General features: G+C 61.3%; 21 protein-coding genes. 18 read left to right on the top strand and 3 right to left on the bottom strand.

Going from position 1 to position 21,807, the window contains the following annotated elements; all coding sequences use genetic code 11:
* Positions 1-58: 58 nt before the first annotated feature.
* From LDN75_RS16330 to LDN75_RS16320, 3 genes are read right to left on the bottom strand one after another with little or no spacing between them, the layout of a single operon-like run.
* Positions 59-1,561, bottom strand: coding sequence for an oxidoreductase (locus LDN75_RS16330; protein WP_223933498.1), 1,503 nt, complete (start codon positions 1,559-1,561; stop codon positions 59-61).
* A complete protein-coding gene (locus LDN75_RS16325; protein ID WP_223933496.1) occupies positions 1,558-2,430 on the bottom strand; it encodes an FAD:protein FMN transferase in 873 nt (290 codons plus the stop codon). The genes LDN75_RS16330 and LDN75_RS16325 overlap by 4 nt, the downstream gene beginning before the upstream one ends.
* 5 nt (positions 2,431-2,435) lie before the next feature.
* Positions 2,436-2,912, bottom strand: a complete 477-nt coding sequence (locus tag LDN75_RS16320; protein ID WP_223933495.1) for a hypothetical protein — start codon at positions 2,910-2,912, stop codon at positions 2,436-2,438.
* Between the two features lie 218 nt (positions 2,913-3,130).
* Here LDN75_RS16320 and argS point away from each other — a divergent pair, with 218 nt between their 5' ends.
* From argS to LDN75_RS16230, 18 genes are all read left to right on the top strand, one after another.
* A complete protein-coding gene (gene argS, locus LDN75_RS16315; protein ID WP_223933493.1) occupies positions 3,131-4,780 on the top strand; it encodes an arginine--tRNA ligase in 1,650 nt (549 codons plus the stop codon).
* Positions 4,781-4,784: 4 nt separating this feature from the next.
* Positions 4,785-6,248: a diaminopimelate decarboxylase gene (gene lysA / locus LDN75_RS16310; protein ID WP_223933492.1), complete on the top strand. Its 1,464-nt coding sequence runs from the start codon at positions 4,785-4,787 to the stop codon at positions 6,246-6,248.
* Positions 6,241-7,551: a homoserine dehydrogenase gene (locus LDN75_RS16305; protein ID WP_223933491.1), complete on the top strand. Its 1,311-nt coding sequence runs from the start codon at positions 6,241-6,243 to the stop codon at positions 7,549-7,551. The genes lysA and LDN75_RS16305 overlap by 8 nt, the downstream gene beginning before the upstream one ends.
* Positions 7,552-8,655, top strand: coding sequence for a threonine synthase (thrC, locus tag LDN75_RS16300; protein ID WP_223933490.1), 1,104 nt, complete (start codon positions 7,552-7,554; stop codon positions 8,653-8,655).
* A gap of 2 nt (positions 8,656-8,657) precedes the next feature.
* Positions 8,658-9,632, top strand: a complete 975-nt coding sequence (gene thrB / locus LDN75_RS16295) for a homoserine kinase (RefSeq protein ID WP_223933489.1) — start codon at positions 8,658-8,660, stop codon at positions 9,630-9,632.
* Positions 9,633-9,939: 307 nt separating this feature from the next.
* On the top strand, positions 9,940-12,096 hold the full coding sequence (rho, locus tag LDN75_RS16290; RefSeq protein WP_223933487.1) for a transcription termination factor Rho: 2,157 nt from the start codon (positions 9,940-9,942) through the stop codon (positions 12,094-12,096).
* A gap of 247 nt (positions 12,097-12,343) precedes the next feature.
* Positions 12,344-13,417: a peptide chain release factor 1 gene (prfA, locus tag LDN75_RS16285; protein WP_223933485.1), complete on the top strand. Its 1,074-nt coding sequence runs from the start codon at positions 12,344-12,346 to the stop codon at positions 13,415-13,417.
* A gap of 21 nt (positions 13,418-13,438) precedes the next feature.
* A complete protein-coding gene (gene prmC / locus LDN75_RS16280; protein WP_223933484.1) occupies positions 13,439-14,311 on the top strand; it encodes a peptide chain release factor N(5)-glutamine methyltransferase in 873 nt (290 codons plus the stop codon).
* 12 nt (positions 14,312-14,323) lie between these two features.
* Complete coding sequence (locus LDN75_RS16275) at positions 14,324-15,112, top strand: L-threonylcarbamoyladenylate synthase (protein WP_223933482.1); 789 nt, start codon at positions 14,324-14,326, stop codon at positions 15,110-15,112.
* Positions 15,109-15,894, top strand: a complete 786-nt coding sequence (locus LDN75_RS16270; protein WP_223933481.1) for a WecB/TagA/CpsF family glycosyltransferase — start codon at positions 15,109-15,111, stop codon at positions 15,892-15,894. The genes LDN75_RS16275 and LDN75_RS16270 overlap by 4 nt, the downstream gene beginning before the upstream one ends.
* Positions 15,895-16,851 carry a glycosyltransferase gene (locus LDN75_RS16265; RefSeq protein ID WP_223933479.1) on the top strand — a complete coding sequence of 319 codons (957 nt, stop codon included), beginning with the start codon at positions 15,895-15,897 and terminating at the stop codon, positions 16,849-16,851. It begins immediately after the preceding gene.
* 282 nt (positions 16,852-17,133) lie between these two features.
* The gene (locus tag LDN75_RS16260; RefSeq protein WP_223933478.1) at positions 17,134-18,252 is read left to right on the top strand and encodes an MraY family glycosyltransferase; all 1,119 of its coding nucleotides are present in this window, start codon (positions 17,134-17,136) and stop codon (positions 18,250-18,252) included.
* Positions 18,253-18,365: 113 nt separating this feature from the next.
* Positions 18,366-18,857: a hypothetical protein gene (locus tag LDN75_RS16255; RefSeq protein ID WP_223933476.1), complete on the top strand. Its 492-nt coding sequence runs from the start codon at positions 18,366-18,368 to the stop codon at positions 18,855-18,857.
* Positions 18,844-19,179, top strand: coding sequence for a hypothetical protein (locus LDN75_RS16250; protein WP_223933474.1), 336 nt, complete (start codon positions 18,844-18,846; stop codon positions 19,177-19,179). The genes LDN75_RS16255 and LDN75_RS16250 overlap by 14 nt, the downstream gene beginning before the upstream one ends.
* An 81-nt stretch (positions 19,180-19,260) precedes the next feature.
* Complete coding sequence (gene atpB / locus LDN75_RS16245) at positions 19,261-20,061, top strand: F0F1 ATP synthase subunit A (protein ID WP_216923956.1); 801 nt, start codon at positions 19,261-19,263, stop codon at positions 20,059-20,061.
* 77 nt (positions 20,062-20,138) lie between these two features.
* The gene (gene atpE / locus LDN75_RS16240; protein WP_009356484.1) at positions 20,139-20,342 is read left to right on the top strand and encodes an ATP synthase F0 subunit C; all 204 of its coding nucleotides are present in this window, start codon (positions 20,139-20,141) and stop codon (positions 20,340-20,342) included.
* A gap of 56 nt (positions 20,343-20,398) precedes the next feature.
* Positions 20,399-20,956, top strand: coding sequence for a F0F1 ATP synthase subunit B (locus tag LDN75_RS16235; protein WP_216923955.1), 558 nt, complete (start codon positions 20,399-20,401; stop codon positions 20,954-20,956).
* The gene (locus LDN75_RS16230) at positions 20,956-21,783 is read left to right on the top strand and encodes a F0F1 ATP synthase subunit delta (RefSeq protein WP_223933472.1); all 828 of its coding nucleotides are present in this window, start codon (positions 20,956-20,958) and stop codon (positions 21,781-21,783) included. Before LDN75_RS16235 ends, LDN75_RS16230 begins: the two co-directional genes overlap by 1 nt.
* Positions 21,784-21,807 lie beyond the last annotated feature (24 nt).

Genomic DNA, 21,807 nt, shown 5'->3' with positions numbered 1-21,807 from the left:
TCTTGAGCGCCGTGCACCACAAGGCGGGGCGGGTAGCGCCAGCGCGGCACCCTGCGGGTCAGTACCCTGCGAACGAGTCAACATGTACCCGCCGCGCGCCTGCGCCGCGTGCTGCGGCACGCAGGGAGTCCACGCTCGCCGGGGAACCAGAGACGTATACCTCGCGGTCTGCGATGTCCGGTACCAGTTCCTTGAGGCGCTGCGCGTCGATTCTGGAGGTTCCGGCGTCGTGCATGAAATCCGGGGGAGTGGAGCCGTCCGCGAGCCGGGCGATGACCTTCACCCCGGATTCCTCCAATTGCTCACAGGCGGCGAGTTCGCTGCGCCCTGCGGCAAGGTACAGGACCACGGTGTCCCGGGTGGCGGCGTCGGACGCAAGGTGGGAAAGAAACGGCGTGATTCCGATACCAGCAGCTATCAGCAGGACCGGCTTGGCGGCGTCGCGCGGGAGCACGAAGTCTCCGCCCACCGCAGTGGCGGAAATCGTGTCACCAGGCTTCAACGCCAACAGGGTCTTCTTGGCAGTGGACAATGGCTCGGCAGTTCCAACGCCGAAAGTTACTTCCGGAGCGCCGGGGGCGCTGGTGATGCTAAAGACGCGGCGGCGGCCCTTCCCGTCAGATCCTGAATGCGGCAGGTTCAGCTCCATGAATTGACCGGCTGTGAAGCGGACAGGGCGCTTTGGCTCGAACCGGAACTCCCTGGTACCCGGCGTGAGGGCACGGGATCCTTTGAACGCCAGCTCCACGCGGCCTCGCTGGCCGAGGAAGAAAGCGATGAGGTTGCCCACCAAGAGCGCGAGCTCAGGGGAATTGGCCACGAAGCCGAGGTTGTACGGAACCGCAAAGACAACGCCTACGACGCCGGCAAGCGCCAGTTGCTGCCAGCGGCGCGGAGGGAGTGTGAGCGGCTCGGTAAGCATGAAACCCACGAAGAAGAGCAGGGGGCGCTGGGCCAACGGCTGCCACAGGGCCTGGCCGAACGTCATGCCGCGGCCCAACAATTCCACACAGACGATACTTGTGGCCATCAGGAGGAAAACTGTGGCCATGAGTATTTTTCGGGTGCGGTAAAGGACCGCAAGCACCCCTGGAACAAGGAGCCACAACATGGCGGGCGTTGCTGCCCACCACGTGGCTATGTTCAGTCCAGTCAGGCCCGTGATGAAAGCGCCCGCGGCAGCCGGGTTGAAAACGTGGCGCCCACGGAAAGCCAATGCGTACTTGGAAGCGCTGGCCAGGACGCAAGCCAGCGCAACACCCACCATGTCGGTGGGGACGAACGTGGGCCAGAACAGGAAATACAGGAGCAAACCGGTAATGAGTGAAGACTCCGAATGCGGTGTGGTCCTGAAAACGACGGCAAGCAGACGGTTTGACGCATAGGTCACGCCCAGGCACAGGCAAAGGTGAACCAGCATCTGTGGCAGGCCAAACGTCAGCCACCCCAGGACGTTCAAAAGCAGGCTGTAGCCCGCCAGCACACCGAGCACCCACAAAATCAAGCGGTACATCGTGAACCGGCCCAACCAGGTGTCCAATCCCGACTTCATGGCATTCATGTGAACAGTCTCCCCTCAAAGCCAGCCGAAAATGTGGCTGTACCATCCGAAAACACCCGCAGCCACGAAAAGTCGAACTCAGCCTCAAGGAGGGCGGGCTCCACCATGAAGAGAGCCGTGGCCAGCGCATCGGCCACCATCGCGCTCGCAGCCATGGTCCAGGTGGCGACTGTGGTTTGAATGGGTTGCCCGGTGATTCCATCCAGTACGTGGTGCAGTCCGTCGCCCCAGGTCCGGCGGTTGGAAGCAGAAGCGCAGAGGGCGGAATTATCCAACTCCACAGTGCCGATTGCCTGCTTCGGGTTGTACGGATGTTCCAAGGCCACAGTCACGGGCAGGCTTCCCGCATGCAGCAAGTCACCGCTGCCATCCACAAGGAAGTCCAGATGGCCGGCGGAACGGAGGACTTCACCGATCAGGTCCACCAGCTGTCCTTTTCCTGCGGCGCCAACGTCCAGTACCAAAGGAACCTTGGCCGATACCGTGGCCCCCGACCATTCAAGGACGTCTTCCCACTTGGCCGCACCCTCCGGGCTGCCTGAAGGAATCAAGGTGTAGCTGGAGTCATAACCAAGGCGGTTCAAGCTACTGCCGATCAGGGGTGTCATGGACCCATTACTGAGCCGGTACAGCGTTTCGTAGACGTCGTGGAGGGCCACAGCGTGCCCGGGCAGGGAAATCCGCCCTGGCCCGCGCTGCAGTTTGGACACCAGGGAATCGGACCTGAACCGCGAATAGGTTTGGTCGTAATCAGCCACGGTTGCAAGCACTTGGCGCTGAACATCCGGTGCCAGAATCGCCGACGTGGAAATCTCCCAGTGCGTACCGATCCCTTCGAAGCTGAAGATGCTCCAGCCCGGGTGCGGCATGGCTGCTACTTTGCCTGGGACTTGATCTGTTCCACGGCTTCGTTGAAGCCGCCAGAGGTCAGGGATGAGCCGGCCACCTTGGAAACGTTGAGTTCGTCGATGTCTTTGCCGACGATCTGCGCCGCGATACCGCTGGCGAACTCGCCTTGGAACTTTTTCGTGTTTGGGTTGGACGGGTGAACGGTGATGTTCACGGCCGATACCTTGTCCCCGGCCAGCGTGAGCTCAACTCCAACTGTCTCCTGGCCGTTCGGCGATGTGTACGTTCCGTCTGCGCTGTATGTGCCGTCCTTATACGTTGAGCTACCGTTTCCAGCCGAAGCGGATGAAGAGGGACTGCCCGTCGAGGCCTGTCCGCCATTCTGGGTAGCGGGCGACTGGGTTGAAGGGGCTTGCGTTGCCGGGGCGCAGGCAGCTGCCGTCCCGATGATGGAGACGCTGGCGAAGCCGACGTAGAGGCTCTTGCGGAGTGGCGTAGTCACGTTCTGCTCGTTTCAACTGGACAAGATGTGGTCAACGGATGGTTGCGGTCCCTGGATGACCGCTAAAGCCACCTCTTACGTCTTCACAACGTTGAAATCAGCGTAATGGTTCAGCCTGTGGGCGCCGCCAGCCGTTTATGTGTATCCGCTGTGTCCAAGATATCCACATATACGAGCCTTAATTCCTCGAGTTCGCAGGCCCCCGGTAGGCTGGATACGTGACTCCCGAAGAACTCTCTGCTGCCATATCCACCTGCCTTAAGGACGCCGTCTCTGCCGGCGAAATCGCCTTGGCGGAATCCGCTGTCCCCGGCGAAGTCCGGGTGGAGCGCCCCAAGAACAGGGACCACGGAGACTGGGCCACCAATATTGCCCTCCAATTGGCTAAGCAGGCCGGTACGAATCCGCGCGAGTTCGCGGGGATCCTTAGCAATCGCCTGCAGGAAATCCCCGGCGTGACCGGGGTGGAAATCGCAGGCCCCGGCTTCCTGAACATCACCGTTGATGCTGCCACGGCAGGCGCGCTCGCCAAAGCGATCGTTGAGGCGGGCTCGGCGTACGGGACCAACCGGGTGCTCGCGGGCCATGTAGTGAACATGGAATTCGTTTCTGCCAATCCCACCGGTCCCCTTCATATCGGCCATACCCGGTGGGCCGCGCTCGGCGATGCGATTGCGCGTGTACTCCGGGCTTCCGGTGCCGATGTCACTGCCGAGTACTACATCAACGACGCCGGTTCGCAGATGAACGTGTTTGCCAACTCCGTACTCTCCCGGCTCCATGGCCGGGGCGTCCCGGAGGGCGGCTACCCCGGTGAGTACATTCGCGAACTCGGCGATGAAGTGCTCAGGGCCCACCCGGACATCCACGAACTGACGGACGAGGCTGCGCTGCCAGTCATCCGTGCTGCTGCCTACGAGGCACAAATGGCAGATATCAAGGCAACGCTGGCAGATTTCGGTGTGGAGTTCGACGTCTTCTTCTCAGAGAAGGAACTGCACGACGCCGGTGCCATCGAATCTGCCGTTGCCCGCCTACGCGAACAAGGCCACGTGTTCGACGACGGCGGTGCGGTTTGGTTGCGCACCACCGACTTCGGCGATGACAAAGACCGCGTCATGATCCGCGCCAACGGCGAACCGACATACTTCGCTGCCGATGCCGCGTACTACCTCTCCAAGAAGGACCGCGGTTTCACCGAGAAGATTTACCTACTCGGTGCCGACCACCACGGTTACATCAACCGCCTGAAGGCCATTGCGGCGTGCGCGGGCGACGATCCCGAAGTGAACATCGAGGTCCTCATCGGACAATTAGTGTCCGTCAACGGCGCCAAGTTGTCCAAGCGTGCGGGCAACATCATCGAACTCAAGGACCTCATTTCCTGGCTGGGCAAGGATGCAGTGCGCTACTCCCTGGCGCGGTTCCCGGCTGATTCGCCTCTGACACTGGATCCGGAGCTGCTCAAGAAGAACAGCAACGAGAACCCCGTGTTCTACGTCCAATACGCCCATGCCCGCTCCAGGGGAACCGCGCGCAATGCCGCCGAGGCTGGCGTGGACCGTTCCGTGTTCGACGCATCACTTCTGGATCACGCGACGGAGAACGAGCTTCTCTCCTACCTAGGCAGTTACCCCTCCATCGTGGCCAAGGCCGCCGAGCTCCGCGAACCGCACCGCGTGGCACGCCATCTTGAAGTCATCGCCGGCGCCTACCACCGCTGGTACGACGCCTGCCGTGTCTCGCCGCAGGGCGAAGAGCCTGTCCAGGACGTCAACCGCACACGACTGTGGCTCAACGACGCCACCAGCCAGGTGCTTGCCAATGGACTCGGACTGCTGGGCGTTTCAGCCCCGGAACGGATGTAGAGCCATGAACACGAACGCTTCGCCGCTGGCCCCTGGGTGGTTGGCTGTCCCTGAAGACCTCAACGCACTGCAGTCGCCCATGTGGGCTGCCGGAGTGGAGAAGAACGATGCCGGTGAGGTCACCATTGATGGTATTTCCGTCAGTGACCTGAAGGAACAATTCGGCACGCCCCTCTTCGTGATGAGTGAAACTGACTTCCGGTCCCGTGCACGTGCCTTCAAGGACGCCTTCGACGACGCTTTCGCAGACATCTGCGGGGGAGTGGACGTCTACTACGCAGGCAAGTCCTTCTTATGCACGGCCGTGGCCAGTTGGGTGGCCGAGGAAGGCCTGCGCCTGGACACGTGCTCAGGCGGCGAACTTGCCGTTGCAGCCCGCGCAGGAATCGACGGCGCCAACCTCGGACTGCACGGCAACAACAAGTCCGATGCCGAGATCACCCGCGCGCTGGACATGAAGCTGGGCAGGATCGTGGTGGATAGCCTCGACGAGTTGGAACGTGTGGCGAAAATCGCATCGAGCCGCGGCGAAACGGCCAAGGTGATGCTGCGCCTGACCCCCGGTGTCCACGCCCATACGCACGAGTTCATCGCCACAGCACATGAGGACCAGAAGTTCGGGCTCTCCATGGCTGAGGACTCCACCGAAGAAGCCGGATTGTCCGCCGCCGAAGAAGCCGTAGCGGCAGCGACGTCCTACCCGAGCGTGGAGCTTCTGGGCCTGCACTGCCACATCGGCTCACAGATTTTTGAGCCGGACGGCTTCGAGCTGGCAGCGGAGAAGCTCCTGGGCTTCCTCGCCGTCATGCAGGCCAAGTACTCCATCGTCCTGCCGGAATTGGACCTCGGAGGTGGATACGGCATCGCCTACACCCCGGTGGACACGCCGCGCCCGCCAGCCGAGATCGCGCAGGCGATGGCCGCCGTCGTACGGTCCAAGTGCGCCGAGTTGGGCATCACATCACCGCGTATTTCCATCGAACCTGGCCGCGCCATTGTTGGCAGCAGCACGTTCACCTTGTACGAGGTCGGTACGCTGAAAACGGTCCGCGTGGACGCACCCGGTGGAGCCGAAGGGCAAGAGAACGTTACGTATCCGCGTCGCTATGTGTCGGTAGATGGCGGAATGAGCGACAACGCCCGTCCGGTGCTTTACGACGCGGATTATTCGGCGATTTTGGCGTCCCGTGACTCCGACGCAGCTCCGCAGCTGTCCCGCGTAGTGGGCAAACATTGCGAGAGCGGCGACATAGTTGTTAGAGATGTATATCTGCCCGCGGATGTGGCAGCCGGTGATTTGCTCGCAGTACCGGGTACCGGCGCCTATTGCTGGGCCCTCTCAAGCAACTACAACTACCTGGCCCGGCCTGGCGTTGTCGCTGTGCGCGACGGAGCCGCCAGGCTTATTGTCCGCGGGGAAACCGAAGAAGATCTCTTGAACCGCGACATGGGAGTGGCGAATGTCTGAAGTGCGAACCCTGAAGGTGGCCCTGCTGGGCTGTGGCAACGTTGGGGCCCAGGTCGCGCGGATTCTTATTGACGACGCCGAGGCATTGGCTGCACGCAGCGGTGCCCGTCTGGAGCTTTCCGGTATTGCTGTTCGCAATATCGATTCCCCCCGCGACGTCGAACTGCCGCGTGAACTCTTTACCACGGACGCCGAGACCCTGGTTAAGGACGCAGACCTCGTCATCGAGCTCATGGGCGGGATCGAACCCGCGCGTACGCTCATTGTCACCGCCATCCAGAATGGTGCATGCGTTGTCACCGGCAACAAGGCATTGCTCGCCCAGGACGGCCCCACTCTTTATGAAGAGGCTGACAAAGCTGGAGTCCAGCTGTCCTATGAAGCCGCGGTGGCCGGTGCCATTCCCATCCTGCGTCCGATTCGCGACAGCCTCTCCGGGGACCGCATCACCCGCGTGCTCGGCATCGTCAACGGAACCACCAACTTCATCCTTGACCAGATGGACAGCACCGGTGCCCAATTCGCGGACGCCCTCGCCGAAGCGCAGCGCCTGGGCTATGCAGAGGCTGACCCCACGGCAGACGTCGAAGGCCATGACGCAGCTGCCAAGGCCGCAATCCTGGCATCACTGTCCTTCCACACCCGCTTCTCCTTGGACGATGTCTACTGCGAAGGGATCACCAAGGTCAGCGCCGCCGACATCGCCTCGGCCAAGGAAGCCGGCTTCGTCATCAAGCTGCTCGCGATCGCCGAGAAGATCGACAATTCAGAAAGCGGCATTTCGGTACGCGTGCACCCGACGCTCCTGCCCCGCGAACACCCGCTGGCCGCCGTCCGCGGTGCCTTCAACGCCGTCTTCATCGAGGCCGAAAACGCCGGTGAGCTGATGTTCTACGGCCAGGGTGCCGGCGGTACCCCGACGGCGTCTGCCGTGCTCGGTGACCTCGTCTCCGCTGCCCGGCGCTTGGTCCTGGGTGGTCCAGGCCGAACGGAAACAACTACCGGGCACGTTCCGGCACTGTCCATTGACGCTTCCAACACCAGCTATTACATCGGTCTGGACGTAGCGGACCAAGCTGGAGTGTTGGCTCGCATCGCCCACATTTTTGCGGAGAACGGCGTATCCATCGAAATCATGCGTCAAACGATCCACCGCGATTCTGCCTCGAATGTTGAGTCGGCTGAGCTGAAAATCGTGACGCACCGTGCATCCGAAGCTGCACTCGCAGCAACCGTCGAGGCCGTGAAGGGCTTGGACGTCATCAATTCTGTGACATCCGTACTGCGGGTAGAAGGGGTCTAAGTGGCTCACCAATGGCGCGGAGTAATCCGCGAATACGCTGATCGTTTGCCCGTAACGGAAGCCACCAAGGTCATTACACTCGGCGAGGGCGGCACGCCCCTCGTCCACGCCCAGAAGCTTTCCGAGCTGACCGGCTCGCAGGTGTACCTGAAGGTCGAGGGCATGAACCCCACAGGTTCCTTCAAGGACCGCGGCATGACCATGGCCATGACTGCGGCCGTGGAAGCGGGCGCCAAGGCTGTGGTGTGCGCTTCCACCGGTAACACCTCGGCCTCGGCCGCGGCTTACGCAACGGCTGCCGGGCTCAAGTGCGCCGTGCTGGTCCCCGAGGGCAAGATCTCCATGGGCAAGCTCAGCCAGGCGATCGCGCACGGCGCCACGCTGCTGCAGGTTGACGGCAACTTCGACAACTGCCTGGACATCGCCCGCAAGCTTGGCGAGTCCTACCCGGTGTTCCTGGTGAACTCGGTCAACCCTGCACGTATCCAGGGCCAGAAGACCGGCGCCTTCGAGGTTGTTGACTCCCTGGGCGATGCCCCGGACATCCATGTGCTGCCTGTCGGCAACGCCGGCAACATCACTGCCTACTGGAAGGGCTACAAGGAGTACTCTGCTCCCTTCGAGACGGCCAACGGCACACTGCCCGCCGTTTCCACCAAGACGCCGGTCATGTGGGGTTTCCAGGCCGCAGGTGCCGCGCCGTTCGTTGCCGGGCACCCCATCACGGAGCCTGACACCATTGCCACTGCCATCCGCATCGGCAACCCGGCTTCATGGGACACCGCTGTCGCTGCCCGCGACGAATCCGGCGGCCTGATCGAAGCTGTCACGGATGAGGAAATCCTGGACGCCCACCGCTGGCTCTCTTCCAAGGAAGGCGTCTTCGTTGAGCCGGGCTCTGCTGCGGGTGTGGCAGGCCTTATCAAGAAGCACGCTGCTGGTGAAGTTCCTTCCGGCAAGACCATCGTCATCACTGTTACCGGCCACGGACTCAAGGACCCCCAATGGGCTCTCCGTACGGAGGACGGTAGCGACGTCCAGCCGGTCAAGGTTTCCAACGACGTCGTTACCGTTGCCGCGGAACTGGGACTGGAAGAAAAGTAAGAGTGGAACAAACGCAGCCCACCGCGACCGATCGTGAATTCGTCGCGGCAGGCCAGCGGCTGACCGTCAAGGTCCCTGGTACGAGCGCCAACCTGGGTCCCGGCTACGACAGCCTCGGCTTGGCCCTGTCCATTTACGACACCTTGACGGTGGAAACGCTCACCACCGGAGAGCTCGAATTCCAGCTCTCCGGTGAGGGCGCCGATACCCTTCCCCGCGACTCCAGCCATTTGGTGGTGCGTGCGATCGACCTCGCCTTGGACCGTTTGGGTTTCAAGCACTCGGGCCTGAGGATCACGGCGGACAACGTCAATCCACATGGACGCGGATTGGGTTCCTCGGCCTCTGCAGTCGTGGCGGCCGTTACGGCTGCCAATGCTTTGGTTCCGAAAGAGGCACAGCGGGATCTCGACTGGATCCTTCAACTGACCAGCGAAATGGAAGGCCACCCGGACAACGTCGCCCCCGCGATTTTCGGCGGACTGGCGCTGTCATGGCAGGACAGCGAGCAGTACAGCAGTACGCGTGCTGAAGTAGCCCGGTCCGTGGTTCCCGTGGTGGCTGTTCCGGATTACGAACTCTCCACCGAAACTGCCCGGGGGCTGTTGCCTGCGTCTGTGGGCCACCACGCTGCTGCAATGAACTCCGGGCGCGCAGCGTTGCTGATCCACGCGCTGACCACCCAGCCGGAATTCCTGCTGCCCGGCACCGAAGACTACCTACACCAGAGCTACCGCGCCGAAGCGATGCGGCCCAGCGCAGACCTCATTGCAGCGCTGCGGACTGCCGGCCACGCCGCAGTGGTTTCCGGTGCTGGTCCCACGGTCATGGTTCTCGCCAACGGGCCCGGCGAGGCCGCAACGGTTGCCGAATTCATCGAGGCCTTCACAGCGGCCAACACACCCAACGTCAGTTGGCGCGTGATGACGCTGGCTGTGGACGTTGAAGGTGCTAGAGTGGAAGTGCACCGGCGGTAAAGCCGCGGGCAGTTCCCTGATTTTGGATCTTGGCGGTTTCGCTGTTCCTTTCGTCAACTGTGCCAACGTCTGGCGGTGCCGTCTCCTTCCGGCCTGTCTCAGGTGCCGCAGAACTCTCTCTGTTCCCTGAATATTCAGTCGGCTGTCCGGGCAACTGGATTCAATGAAGACGATCAGTATCCGGCCCTGTTGGCCACAATCCATCAGGCACGGCCGAAATCACCGGCTGCAGATCTGAACTGCAGCCCAGAACAAATCATCGCGTCCAGCTCTCGCTCTGGACGCCGTCGAGGGGGAAGGATCCTTCGTGACAGAAACCACTGAGCTGGCTTCAGCTGTGGACACAACAACTTCTGCTGCTGAGTCGTCAACAGCAGCAACCACCAAGAGCAGTGGCCTTGCAGGCCTTAAGCTCGCCCAGCTTCAGGCTCTTGCCAGCCAGCTGGGGATCTCGGGCGGGTCCCGTATGCGCAAAGGGGACTTGGTAACCGCCATTTCCGCCCATCGTGCCGGGACCTCTACCGCCAAGGCCCCGGCCAAGGCGTCGTCGAGGGCTGCCACCGCGCCCAAGGAAGCGCCGGCTGCCGAGGTCAAGGTTGCAGAAAGCAGCGCTCCTGCCGCTGAAGTAAGCGCCGAAGCGCCGACGCAGGAAGCTCCTCGCGGACGTGGACGTGGCCGAAGCCGCCGCGCCACCAGCGATGGCGTTGTGGCAGCGGCAGACTCTGCTGCGCCGGCTGAAACGCAGACAGCGCCGGTTTCGGAGGCTGAAGCAGCACCGGAGGCCAGCGAAGCCGGCACCGAGCGCCGCCAGCCCCGCACCCGCAATCGCCGTCGCGGCGAGGCGGCTGCAGCTCCGGTCGAAACCGAAGAAGCCCCGGCCGCTGAGCAGCGTGCCGAGCGGACGGAACAGCGTGAGCAGCGTGCTGAGCGGACGGAACAGCGTGAGCAACGTGCTGAGCGGACGGAACAGCGTGAGCAGCGTGCTGAGCGGACCGAACAGCGTGAGCAGCGTGCTGAGCGGACCGAACAGCGCGAACAGGCTGACTCCGGCGATCAGTCGCAGCGTGAACGTCGTGACTCCCGCGGACGGCGCGAGGACAGCGTCGATACCGAAGAGACTGGCAACCGCCGCAACCGCCGCAACCGTCGTGATCGCAATGATCAGAACGACCGTAGCGACCGCCGCGGTCAGGACAGCCGGGACGGCAACACCCGCAGCGACCGCTTCCGCGATCGCAACGAACGCCGCCGTGGCCGTGCACAGGGACCGGATGTTGACGACATCGAAGTCACCGAAGACGACGTCCTGCTGCCCGTAGCAGGCATCCTGGATGTCCTGGAGAACTACGCGTTCATCCGTACGTCCGGCTACCTCCCGGGAGCAAACGACGTTTACGTTTCCCTGGCGCAGGTCAAGAAGTACAACCTTCGCAAGGGTGACGCCGTAGTTGGTGCCATCCGTGCACCACGCGAAGGTGAAGACCGCAACCAGCAGTCCTCACGCCAGAAGTTCAATGCCCTCGTTCGCGTCACTTCAGTCAACGGTAAGACGCCGGAAGAACTGAAGGACCGCGTCGAGTTCGCCAAACTGGTGCCGCTGTACCCGTCTGAGCGCCTGCGCCTGGAAACGGACCCCAAGAAGATTGGTCCGCGTGTCATCGACCTCGTGGCTCCGATCGGCAAGGGCCAGCGTGGCTTGATCGTCTCCCCGCCGAAGGCAGGCAAGACGCTCATCCTGCAGTCCATCGCCAACGCGATCACAACCAACAACCCTGAGGTCCACCTCATGATGGTGTTGGTTGACGAACGTCCCGAAGAAGTAACGGACATGCAGCGCACCGTCAAGGGCGAGGTCATTGCCTCCACCTTCGATCGTCCCGCAGATGACCACACCACGGTTGCTGAGCTCTCCATTGAACGTGCCAAGCGCCTCGTGGAAATGGGCATGGACGTGGTGGTCCTGCTGGACTCCATGACCCGCCTTGGCCGTGCGTACAACCTGGCAGCACCGGCCTCCGGCCGCATCCTGTCCGGTGGTGTGGACTCCGCAGCCCTGTACCCGCCCAAGCGCTTCTTCGGTGCAGCCCGAAACATCGAGAACGGTGGCTCGCTCACCATCCTGGCAACCGCTCTCGTCGAGACCGGCTCCAAGATGGACGAAGTCATCTTCGAAGAGTTCAAGGGCACTGGCAACATGGAGCTCCGCCTGTCCCGCCAGCTGGCAGACAAGCGCATCTTCCCGGCCGTGGACGTCAACGCATCCGGTACGCGCCGCGAAGAGAACCTGCTCTCGCCTGAAGAAGTCAAGATCATGTGGAAGCTGCGCCGCGTGCTTTCCGGCCTGGAGCAGCAGCAGAGCCTTGAGCTGCTGACCAACAAGATCCGGGAGACGCAGAGCAACGTCGAGTTCCTCATGCAGGTACAGAAGACGACGCTCGGAGCGAAGTCGGACAACGACAAATAGCGTTACGTGGGGTGGGGCCGTCAAGTATTTTTGCCGGCCCCGCCCCTTCGCGTTGCTGCTGACGTACTGCGTACGTCAGCAGCAACGCTACGACAGGCCCGATGCCACTCCCGGGCCGGCAAAATTACACGACGGCGGACTCGTCACCTTTGCGTCCAGCCGTCACCTCCCCGGCGCGGGAATTCGTGCGGCCTACGGAATCGTTGGCGCAAATTAGACTTGGATACGAGTCGAAAGAGGTTTGAAAATGTTTGAGTCCGTACAGGGATTGCTTGATGAGCATGCTGCTATCCAGGCGCAGTTGAGCGATCCTGCTGTTTATGCCGATCAGTCTGCGGCCCGGAAGTTGGGGCGGCGTTCTGCCCAGCTCCAGGGCATTGTGGAGGCGTACAACAAATGGCGCGGGCTCAATGATGATTTGGAAGCTGCCAAAGAGATGGCAGACGAAGATCCCGAATTCGCTGCAGAAGTTGTGCAGTTGGAGGAGCAGATTCCTGCGGCACAGGAGCGGCTGCGCCGTTTGTTGATCCCTCGTGATCCGGACGATGCCCGCAACGTGATTCTTGAAGTCAAGGGCGGCGAAGGTGGCGACGAAGCTGCCTTGTTCGCTGGCGACCTTCTGCGGATGTACATGCGTTACGCCGAGTCGCGGGGCTGGAAGACTGAAATGATCTCCGCCACCGAATCCGATCTTGGTGGATACAAAGACGTCGCCGTGGCCATCAAGGGCAACTCCAACGACCCCGCAGAGGGCGTCTTTGCGCGGTTGAAGTTTGAAGGTGGCGTCCACCGCGTGCAGCGCGTTCCGGTGACGGAATCGCAGGGCCGCATCCACACTTCCGCGGCGGGTGTCCTGGTGCTTCCCGAAGTGGACGAACCCGAAGAACTTGAAATCAACCAGAACGACCTCAAGATCGACGTCTACCGGTCCTCCGGTCCCGGTGGCCAGTCCGTGAACACCACCGACTCAGCAGTCCGCATCACCCACTTGCCTACGGGCATCGTGGTGGCCATGCAGAACGAGAAGTCGCAGCTACAAAACCGCGAAGCGGGTATGCGCGTGCTCCGCGCCCGGCTCCTGGCCCACCAGCAGGAACAGATCGACGCCGCCAACTCCGAACAGCGCAAGTCGCAGATCCGTACAATGGACCGCTCGGAGCGCATCCGCACCTACAACTTCCCGGAAAACCGCATTGCGGACCACCGCACGGGCTACAAGGCGTACAACCTCGACGCCGTGATGAATGGTGATCTGGAACCCGTTATCCAGTCGGCGATTGAAGCGGATGAGCAGTCCCGCTTGGACGCCCTCGGCGAATAGCCGAGCACCACGGGTATAGATATGGCGTTTTACCCAGGACAGAGCCTCGCGGACGCGGTTCGCGAGGCTACTGCCGTTTTGTCCGACGCCGGTGTCCCCACCCCGCGCGTCGATGCCGAACTTCTTGCGGAGCACCTGTTGGGAGTGGGCCTGGGCCGGTTGCGGGCAATGCTCCTGGGTGATTCCCCCGCCCCTGAAGGCTACGCCGAACTCGTGGCTGAGCGTGCCGGACGCGTACCGCTTCAGCACATCACCGGCGTCGCGTATTTCCGCCACCTTGAGCTGCAGGTGGGGCCGGGTGTGTTTATTCCCCGGCCCGAAACGGAATCCGTTGTCCAGCTTGTCATCGACCACGTCGCCGGCATGTCCCACCCTAAGATCGTGGATCTCGGCACCGGTTCCGGAGCCATTGCCGGTTCAATAGCCCACGAGGTTCCAGGAGCCGAAGTCCATGCAGTGGAATTCAGCATATTTGCCCATGCCTGGGCCAGCAGGAACCTGGAACCGCTGGGAGTCACGTTGATCCAAGGCGATCTCAGGAATGCGCTGTCCGAACTCAACGGCAGCTTCGACGTCGTCGTTTCGAATCCGCCGTACATCCCAGCCGAAGCCATACCAAACGAACCTGAAGTGGCGCTGCACGATCCTCCTGAGGCACTGTACGGTGGGGGAGCTGACGGCATGGAACTCCCGACGGCGGCAGCAGCCTCTGCACGCCGCCTCCTGAAGCCTGGCGGCTACTTCGTCATGGAACACGCGGAAGTCCAGGCCGACTGGATCACCGGCATGTTGCGTCGCGCGGGACGTTGGCAGGACATCACCACGCACTTTGACCTTAACGGCAAGGAACGTGCCACGAGCGCGGTGCTGGCAAACAAGGCTCCTGATGAGTGAAAGAATAGCGCTGTGACCACAACCTACAATTGCACTTCCGACGACCAGCGGGCTGAAGGACTTCAACACGCGCAGCGTGCCATCAGCGAAAAGAAGTGCATCGTGCTGCCCACGGACACCGTATATGGCATCGCAGCAGACGCCTTTTCCCCCTTGGCCGTGACAATGTTGTTGGCTTCCAAGGGACGCAGCCGGCAAATGCCCCCGCCGGTCCTGATTCCACGCATCAATGCCCTGGATGGACTGGCGAGCGATGTGACTGCCGACGCCAGGGCTTTGGCACAGGCGTTCTGGCCAGGTGGCCTGACGCTCATCCTGCATGCCCAGCCGTCCTTGGACTGGGATCTGGGTGATACAAAGGGCACGGTTGCCCTGAGGATGCCCGACGACGAACTCGCCCTTGAGCTCCTGGGCCTCACCGGGCCACTGGCTGTCTCATCAGCCAACCGCACGGGTCAGGAAGCAGCCCAGACCGCTTCCGAAGCACGGCTGCAGCTGGCAGATTCCGTAGAGGTGTACCTTGAGGGCGGCTTCCGGCCTGTGCAAGGTACTGCTGCAGTGCCGTCCACGATCGTGGATGCGACGTCCTCGCCGTTCCGGGTAGTGCGTCAGGGAGCCATATCCCTGGAACGCCTCCGTGAGGTTGTTCCTTCCGTTGTGGGCGTTGACGAGCCCGTCTCCGAGGCGGCCACAACGCCAGAGGCACCGATCGAAGTAACGGAAGCCCCCGCCGTCGAGGATCCGGCCCCTGCTGTCTCAGCATCCGAGCCCGACGCCCCACGTGAAGTCAAGCCCGAATGATTCCAGACCGCCAGCGCGTCCCCGTCCTTGACGTCGACGCGACTCCGCTGCGCGTCAATGAACTGATCGATGCCCTGGGCGGACTCATCTCTGCCGGAACCACCGGTACTGTGCTGGGTCACAATCTTCACAGCATTACGCTCTTCCATTCGTGTGCAGATTTCCGTTTACTTTACGATCAAAGCTCGATCGTCCTCCTCGACGGCGCCCCGGTAGCCATGCTTTGGGGCTTGGCCCATAAACGGCAACTGAAGCCGCTGGGACAGGGCCCTATGGCATACCGGCTGGGTTCGATGGACTGGATTCCTGCCCTTGGGGGAGTGCATGGCCTGGAACGCGTGGCCGTGATCGGTGCCGGACGCGCAGCCAATACGCAAGCGGTGGCCCGGCTACGGTCGATTATTCCTGAGGCAACAGTAGACGGCATGCCCGGCGAAGGATGGGACGACGCCCTGGAAATCGCTGTCGTTGAGTGGCTAAAGAGCTTCCGTCCGCAATTGGTGCTGCTGGGCCTTGGCATGCCGCTCCAGGAGACCGTCCTGCGTCGACGACTCACGGAGTTTCCGCCCGCTGTGTATTGTGCCGTTGGCGGCGCCATCGAACAGGTTGCCGGCGTCCAGAAGCTCGCGCCACGTTGGCTCGGCCGCCTGGGCCTCGAATGGGCGTGGCGACTGGTTCTCCATCCCGGCCGCGTTGCCTACAGAGTTTTTGTTGAACCGTGGAAGCTTGCGGGCCTGCTGATCCGGCGCCACTTCCAACCATCCCAGACCAAAGGCCAGTAAATGTCGTCCAAACCTGTTGTGGTCGCCGTCGTGGTGACCTTTAACCGGCGTGAACTCCTTGAGACCACTTTGGCGGGCATCACCGCCGGCGCCGAGGTGCCGGACGCCGTCGTTGTCGTGGACAATGCCTCCACGGACGGAACGGCAGAATTCCTCAGAACCTACAGTGGCCCCGTTCCCACGGACGTCGTTACGCTCAATGCCAATGTGGGCGGTGCGGGAGGTTTTGTCGTGGGCATGGAGCGTGCGGTCCTGGACCACCGGGCCGACCACGTCTGGATCATGGACGACGACACCGAGCCGCAGCCGGGCGCACTTCGCGAGGCCCTGGAGGTGTCCGAGGCCTACGAGCAGGAAACGGGCGAAGCTCCCGCCTTCATCGCCAGCCGGGTGGTGTGGACGGACGGGCGTGACCACCCTATGAATCGCATGCGTCCACGCATTGGGGCCAGCGAGGCGGCGCGCAGCATGGCTACCCGCTTGGGCGCGGTACAGATTCGCAGCGCTTCGTTCGTTTCCGTCCTGATTCGTGCGGACGAGATCCGGCGTCACGGACTCCCCATTGCCGACTACTTCATCTGGAACGACGACCTCGAATTTACGGCGAGGGTTTCGCGCCACGGAACTGCCTTGGCCACCAACGCATCGGTAGCCAACCACCACACCAAAGTGTTCGGAGATGCAGGCGCGGACCCCGGTCCCCGTTTTTACTACGAAGTCCGTAACAAGCTCTGGGTCTACACGCGATCCAACGCTTTGGCCCCATGGGAAAAGGTCCTCTTTACCGGAGCATCCCTGCGCAACTGGGCAAAGACCATTGCTTCTTCGTCGAACCGCAAAGTACTGCTTGAAGGCTTGTTCAAGGGCTTGCGGCACAGTTTGAAGGCACCCAGGTCCAATGCCGAAGTGCTTGAAGGCATCTACGCCCTGCGCAACGTCCAGGAGCCAGCCAAATAGAAGCCTGCCGCTTTGGCACAGCACATCTGCTGTGGCTTTGCGGCTGCGTCACGCCGGTAGTCACGGCCGTTGGCATTAGTATCGTGACTAGAGTCCACAGAAATCCCAGCATCATTCGGCACAGCCGGTGCAGGCATGGCGACGGAGTAGTTCCATTTATCGACAGACAGAAATCCACACCTTGACCTGCCCAGAACTGCATGGCTTTCCAGCGGCGCACCGGCTGCGTACGTTGGTCTGCGTTCCTGATACGGGCAGCGGGCAGCCTTCCGGAGCCGCGTCATGATCATGTATCTGCTGATGGCACTCACGGCTGCAGTGGTGTCTTATGCGGGAACGTGGGGAGCCCGCGTGCTGGGGAACAAATTGCGGCTTTACCGTCCCATCCGCAGCAGGGACATGCACTCCGCGCTCATCTCGAAACTGGGCGGGCTTGGCATCTTTGCGGGCTTTTTTGTTGCCCTTGTGGTGTCAAGCAACTCCTTCTTCGTCAAGGACATCTTCAGGCACAACGATGCTCCCTGGGGCATTCTCGCCGGAGCCGTAGTGATCGTGGCGGTGGGGGTGGCAGACGACATCCTCGACATCCGCTGGTGGATCAAACTCCTCGGGCAGGCAGCAGCCGCTTTCATCGTCGCGATTTGGGGTGTGAGGATGTCCGTGGTTCCTTTCATCCCGGAACCGATACTGATTGATTCCGAACTCATCCAGATTGTCCTGACAGCCGGGCTGATTGTTACCACCATGAATGCCGTCAATTTCATTGATGGCCTGGATGGACTGGCTGCCGGGGTAGCCACGATAGGCGGCGGGGCATTCTTCCTCACGGCGTACTGGGTCCACCGGAACAACCCTTCAACTGACAATTCAGATCTGGCGACACTCCTAATGGCGATCCTGGTGGGTGGCTGCATCGGATTCCTTCCGCATAACTGGTTTCCGGCCAAGATCTTCATGGGCGACTCCGGCGCCATGCTCATCGGTCTCCTGATGGCTTCAGCCGGTGTAGTGGCCACGGGCCAAATTGGATCCGGGCTCTATGACCGCGCCAACGGTATTCCTACGATCATCCCGATCGTCTTGCCGTTCGCCGTACTATCCCTTCCACTCCTGGATTTCGGAATGGCCGTGGTTCGCAGAACTGCGCGTGGGCAGTCTCCCTGGTCCGCAGACCGTGGGCACCTCCACCACAAGCTGGTGGACCTCGGGTACTCGCACCGCACGGCCGTCGTCATGCTTTATGTTTGGACCTGCATCCTGGCCTTCGGCGGCGTGGCCTTTGCGGTGTTCCCTTGGCAGATTGTTTTGATTGTGGTGGTTGTTGCGGCCCTTGTCATGGCCGCCGTAACGGCATGGCCATACTTCACCCGGAATGCGGCGAGGCCGGGGGAGCGCTCATGACGTCCGGTTATGGTCACAGTTCTATCTCATGTAGAATTCTTTCTGCGGACAGTCACTCGCCCGTAACCCCACTTTGAGAATATGGCACCTGTGCCACGAGGATTGGTATCCCCATGACATCCAACGCCGATTCCGGACGCCCGTCCGGTAAACGTGTTGTTGGAGTTTCCGGGGAGACGTCCAATCTGTGGCTCCGCTTGCTGCTCTTGAGTTCCGCTGCTGCTCTAGCCGGCCTGGCCGTGACAAGTATCGTGGCAGCATTCATGAACGGCGGCCAAGGCGCGCTTTCAGCGGCTTTCGGGGCCGCGCTGGTCATGCTTTTCTTTGCGATCAGCCTCTTGATCGGTCATTTTGTTGGCCGCAATAACCCTTCCGGCGCTGTCGGCCTGTTCGTTGCGACGTACTTCGTAAAGGTCGTTGGATTTGCCGTGGTCCTCTTTGTGATCGGCACTCCCGACTGGCTGCACGGCCGATGGTTCATCATCGGGGCAGTTGTGGCGGTGGTCCTTTGGCAGGCTGCAGAGATCTATGGTTTCAGCAAAGCCCGCCTGCAGATCTACAACGATCCTGCGGATGGGAAAGGCGGCCCTGATGTATCTGCGTAAGCGCAATTCCCGGCAGGCCAGCCCCGCTCAATCGCAAGGTGTGGCCAACGAATCTTCCGAGGCCGGAAACGATGGCGGATACAACGCCGGCATCGCCGTCTTCAGCTACATCGTTGGCGGGATCATTGTCTGGAGTTTGATAGGCTGGGGTCTGGATAATCTGTGGGGGACCCGCTGGATTGTGCTCCTTGGCGCTCTGCTGGGAGCCGCAGGAGGGTTCTATCTTTCCCATATGCACGGCCTCACCAGGCAAAGCTCTTCTTCTGGCGAGAGCAACGCAGACAGCGGTCCGTCCACGGACGGGGACAGTAATGCCAAATAATTTCACACGGAATATGGATGCGTCGAGCGCGTCCGGCTTCCAACCAATGCCCAATGATGGACACAGCAGAGAGGAAACGCGTTGATCGCGCTTGCGCTCCCCGCCCAGGATTCGGGGTCATTCACCCCACCCGGAATCGACGAAATGCACCTGCCGGCAATCCTGCCTTGGGGTGCGCACGATGGCTTCTCCAAGCAGATGCTGCTGGTGATCCTTTCGGTCGTCATTATCGCTACATTCTTCATCCTCGCTGCACGTAAGCAGCAGCTGGTTCCCGGCAAGCTGCAGTTCGCAGGCGAAATGGCCTATGGCTTCGTCCGCAACAGCATCGCCAAGGACATCATCGGCGGCAAGGACTTCATCAAGTATGTCCCGCTGTTGTTCAGCTTGTTCTTCTTCATTCTGGTGAACAACATCTACGGCGCCATCCCCGTGATCCAGCTCCCGAGCTTCTCGCACGTAGGCGGCGCCTATGTGCTGGCCGGCATCGTGTACTTCACCTGGATCATTATCGGCATCAAGAAGAACGGCCTGAAGTATTTCAAGCTCGCAACCGTTCCGTCCGGCGTGCCGTGGTACATCCTGCCGATCGTTGTTCCGATCGAAATCATCTCCAACTTCCTGGTCCGTCCCGTTACGCACAGCCTTCGTCTGTTCGCGACCATGCTGGCAGGCCACTTGATCGTCATGCTCGCCGGTTCCGGTATTGAGTTCCTGATCATGCAGGAGAACGTCCTCTTGAAGGGCACTTCCGTTCTCGTCCTCGTCGGCGCTATCGCCATGTACATGCTGGAGGCCCTGATCATGGCCCTGCAGGCTTACGTGTTCACGCTGCTGACCGCGATCTACATCGAAGGCGCACTGCACGCCGACAGCCACTAGGCTCAAAAACTTCCCCTTGAGGGGATTGAAGTAAACCAAACAACCTGCCACATGGGTGGCATCTTGAAAGGAAAAAAATGGAAGGCAATCTCAACCTCGTAGGTTACGGTCTGTCCGCAATCGGCGGTGGTATCGGTGTGGGTCTCGTATTCGCGGCTTACATCAACGGTGTTGCTCGTCAGCCGGAAGCTCAGCGCGTGCTGCAGCCGATCGCATTCCTTGGTCTGGCACTGACCGAAGCTCTTGCCATCCTCGGCCTCGTCTTCGCTTTCGTTCTCTAGTCTTCGGCTTCCGAACAAAGCGAATTCCGCAACCGAGTAGATAGGACGGGTGAAATATGAATCAGCTGATCATCTCAGCCGCCACTGAAGGCGAAGAGGCCACTAACCCTCTCGTTCCCAATGTTTGGGAAATGGGCGTCGTCCTCGTCGGCTTTGCTGTCCTCCTGTACATCGTGGTCAAGTTCATTGTCCCGATGTTCGAGAAGACGTTCGCAGAGCGCGCCGAAGCGATTGAAGGTGGCATCGCAAAGGCAGAAAAGGCTCAGGCCGAAGCTTCTGCAGCTCTCGAAGAGTACAAGCAGCAGCTCACCGATGCCCGCGCCGAAGCCAACCGGATCCGCGAAGAAGCACGCGCTGAAGGCGCCCAGATCCTCGCTGACCTGAAGGCCAAGGCAGCTGCCGAGTCTGCCCGCATCACCGAGCAGGCACACGCCGCCATTGAGTCCGAGCGCCAGGCAGCTGTTGTCTCGCTTCGCTCAGAGGTGGGTACTTTGGCTACCACGTTGGCTGGCCGCATTGTTGGTGAAGCACTCACTGATGATGAGCGCGCCGCACGCGTTGTGGACCGCTTCCTGGCAGATCTGGAGACCCAGAACGCAGGTGCAGCTAAGTAATGGCAGGTATATCGAGCGAATCGCTGACCACGGCGCTGGCGCAGTTGGAAGCCAAGCTTCCTTTTGCCTCGCTGCAGTTGGCAAAGGACCTCTTCGGAATCCTGGGAACGGTGGACAGCTCGGCTGGCTTGCGCCGCGCCCTGACTGACCCGTCCCGTAGCGGAGACGAGAAGTCGGCGCTGGTCAAGCAGCTGTTTAGCGGAAAAGTCTCCGCTGATGCTGCTGAAATCGCAGGCGGATTGGCTAGCTTACGCTGGGCATCTGCACGCGATATCGGCGATGCACTCGAGACTCTTGCCGCCACGGTTGTCATTGCCGTAGCTGAAAACAAGTCGGCCGTTTCTGCCTCTGGTATTACGGGGCTGGAAGAGCTGGAAAACGATCTGTTTGCTTTCAACCAGACCGTCGCTTCCAGCCACGAAGTACAACGTGCTCTGTCTGAGCCGCAGGCATCCGCCGCGGCCAAGGTGGTACTGGCCGAGAAACTTGTTCCTGGCATCAGCGAGGAAGCAAAGGTTCTCATTGGCCAGGCCGTAACACAGCCGCGCGGTGTCAAGCCGAGCAAGCTCGTCGAGTCCTTCGCCAAGCTTGCAGCAAAGCGTCAGCAGCGCTGGATTGCAACTGTCAGCGTTACCCGTCCGTTGACGGAAACGCAGGCCAGCCGTCTGCAGGCCGGGCTGGATGCCCTGTACGGCCGCGAGCTCAAGGTCAACGTCAATGTTGACCCGCGCCTGATTGGTGGAATCCGCGTCCAGGTAGGCGATGAAGTGCTTGACGCTTCAGTTATCGGCCGCCTGACCGACCTCCGCCGTCAGCTCGCTGGCTAGCCAGACAAAGCACAACTTAACTGA

Origin of the sequence: Arthrobacter sp. StoSoilB5, assembly GCF_019977235.1 — a bacterium.
In the GTDB taxonomy this organism is placed as follows: Bacteria; Actinomycetota; Actinomycetes; order Actinomycetales; family Micrococcaceae; genus Arthrobacter.
This window is presented reverse-complemented; position numbering and strand designations above follow the sequence as displayed.

What these genes read in the sequence shown, in the direction of transcription:
- lysA (WP_223933492.1), top strand. Translation starts at nt 4,785, where the DNA reads ATGAACACGAACGCTTCGCCGCTGGCCCCTGGGTGGTTGGCTGTCCCT.
- LDN75_RS16265 (WP_223933479.1), top strand. Translation starts at nt 15,895, where the DNA reads ATGTCGTCCAAACCTGTTGTGGTCGCCGTCGTGGTGACCTTTAACCGG.
- atpE (WP_009356484.1), top strand. Translation starts at nt 20,139, where the DNA reads ATGGAAGGCAATCTCAACCTCGTAGGTTACGGTCTGTCCGCAATCGGC.
- LDN75_RS16255 (WP_223933476.1), top strand. Translation starts at nt 18,366, where the DNA reads ATGACATCCAACGCCGATTCCGGACGCCCGTCCGGTAAACGTGTTGTT.
- LDN75_RS16260 (WP_223933478.1), top strand. Translation starts at nt 17,134, where the DNA reads ATGATCATGTATCTGCTGATGGCACTCACGGCTGCAGTGGTGTCTTAT.
- prmC (WP_223933484.1), top strand. Translation starts at nt 13,439, where the DNA reads ATGGCGTTTTACCCAGGACAGAGCCTCGCGGACGCGGTTCGCGAGGCT.
- LDN75_RS16305 (WP_223933491.1), top strand. Translation starts at nt 6,241, where the DNA reads ATGTCTGAAGTGCGAACCCTGAAGGTGGCCCTGCTGGGCTGTGGCAAC.
- LDN75_RS16330 (WP_223933498.1), bottom strand. Translation starts at nt 1,561, where the DNA reads ATGAATGCCATGAAGTCGGGATTGGACACCTGGTTGGGCCGGTTCACG.
- LDN75_RS16270 (WP_223933481.1), top strand. Translation starts at nt 15,109, where the DNA reads ATGATTCCAGACCGCCAGCGCGTCCCCGTCCTTGACGTCGACGCGACT.
- LDN75_RS16235 (WP_216923955.1), top strand. Translation starts at nt 20,399, where the DNA reads ATGAATCAGCTGATCATCTCAGCCGCCACTGAAGGCGAAGAGGCCACT.
- LDN75_RS16230 (WP_223933472.1), top strand. Translation starts at nt 20,956, where the DNA reads ATGGCAGGTATATCGAGCGAATCGCTGACCACGGCGCTGGCGCAGTTG.
- prfA (WP_223933485.1), top strand. Translation starts at nt 12,344, where the DNA reads ATGTTTGAGTCCGTACAGGGATTGCTTGATGAGCATGCTGCTATCCAG.
- LDN75_RS16325 (WP_223933496.1), bottom strand. Translation starts at nt 2,430, where the DNA reads ATGCCGCACCCGGGCTGGAGCATCTTCAGCTTCGAAGGGATCGGTACG.
- LDN75_RS16250 (WP_223933474.1), top strand. Translation starts at nt 18,844, where the DNA reads ATGTATCTGCGTAAGCGCAATTCCCGGCAGGCCAGCCCCGCTCAATCG.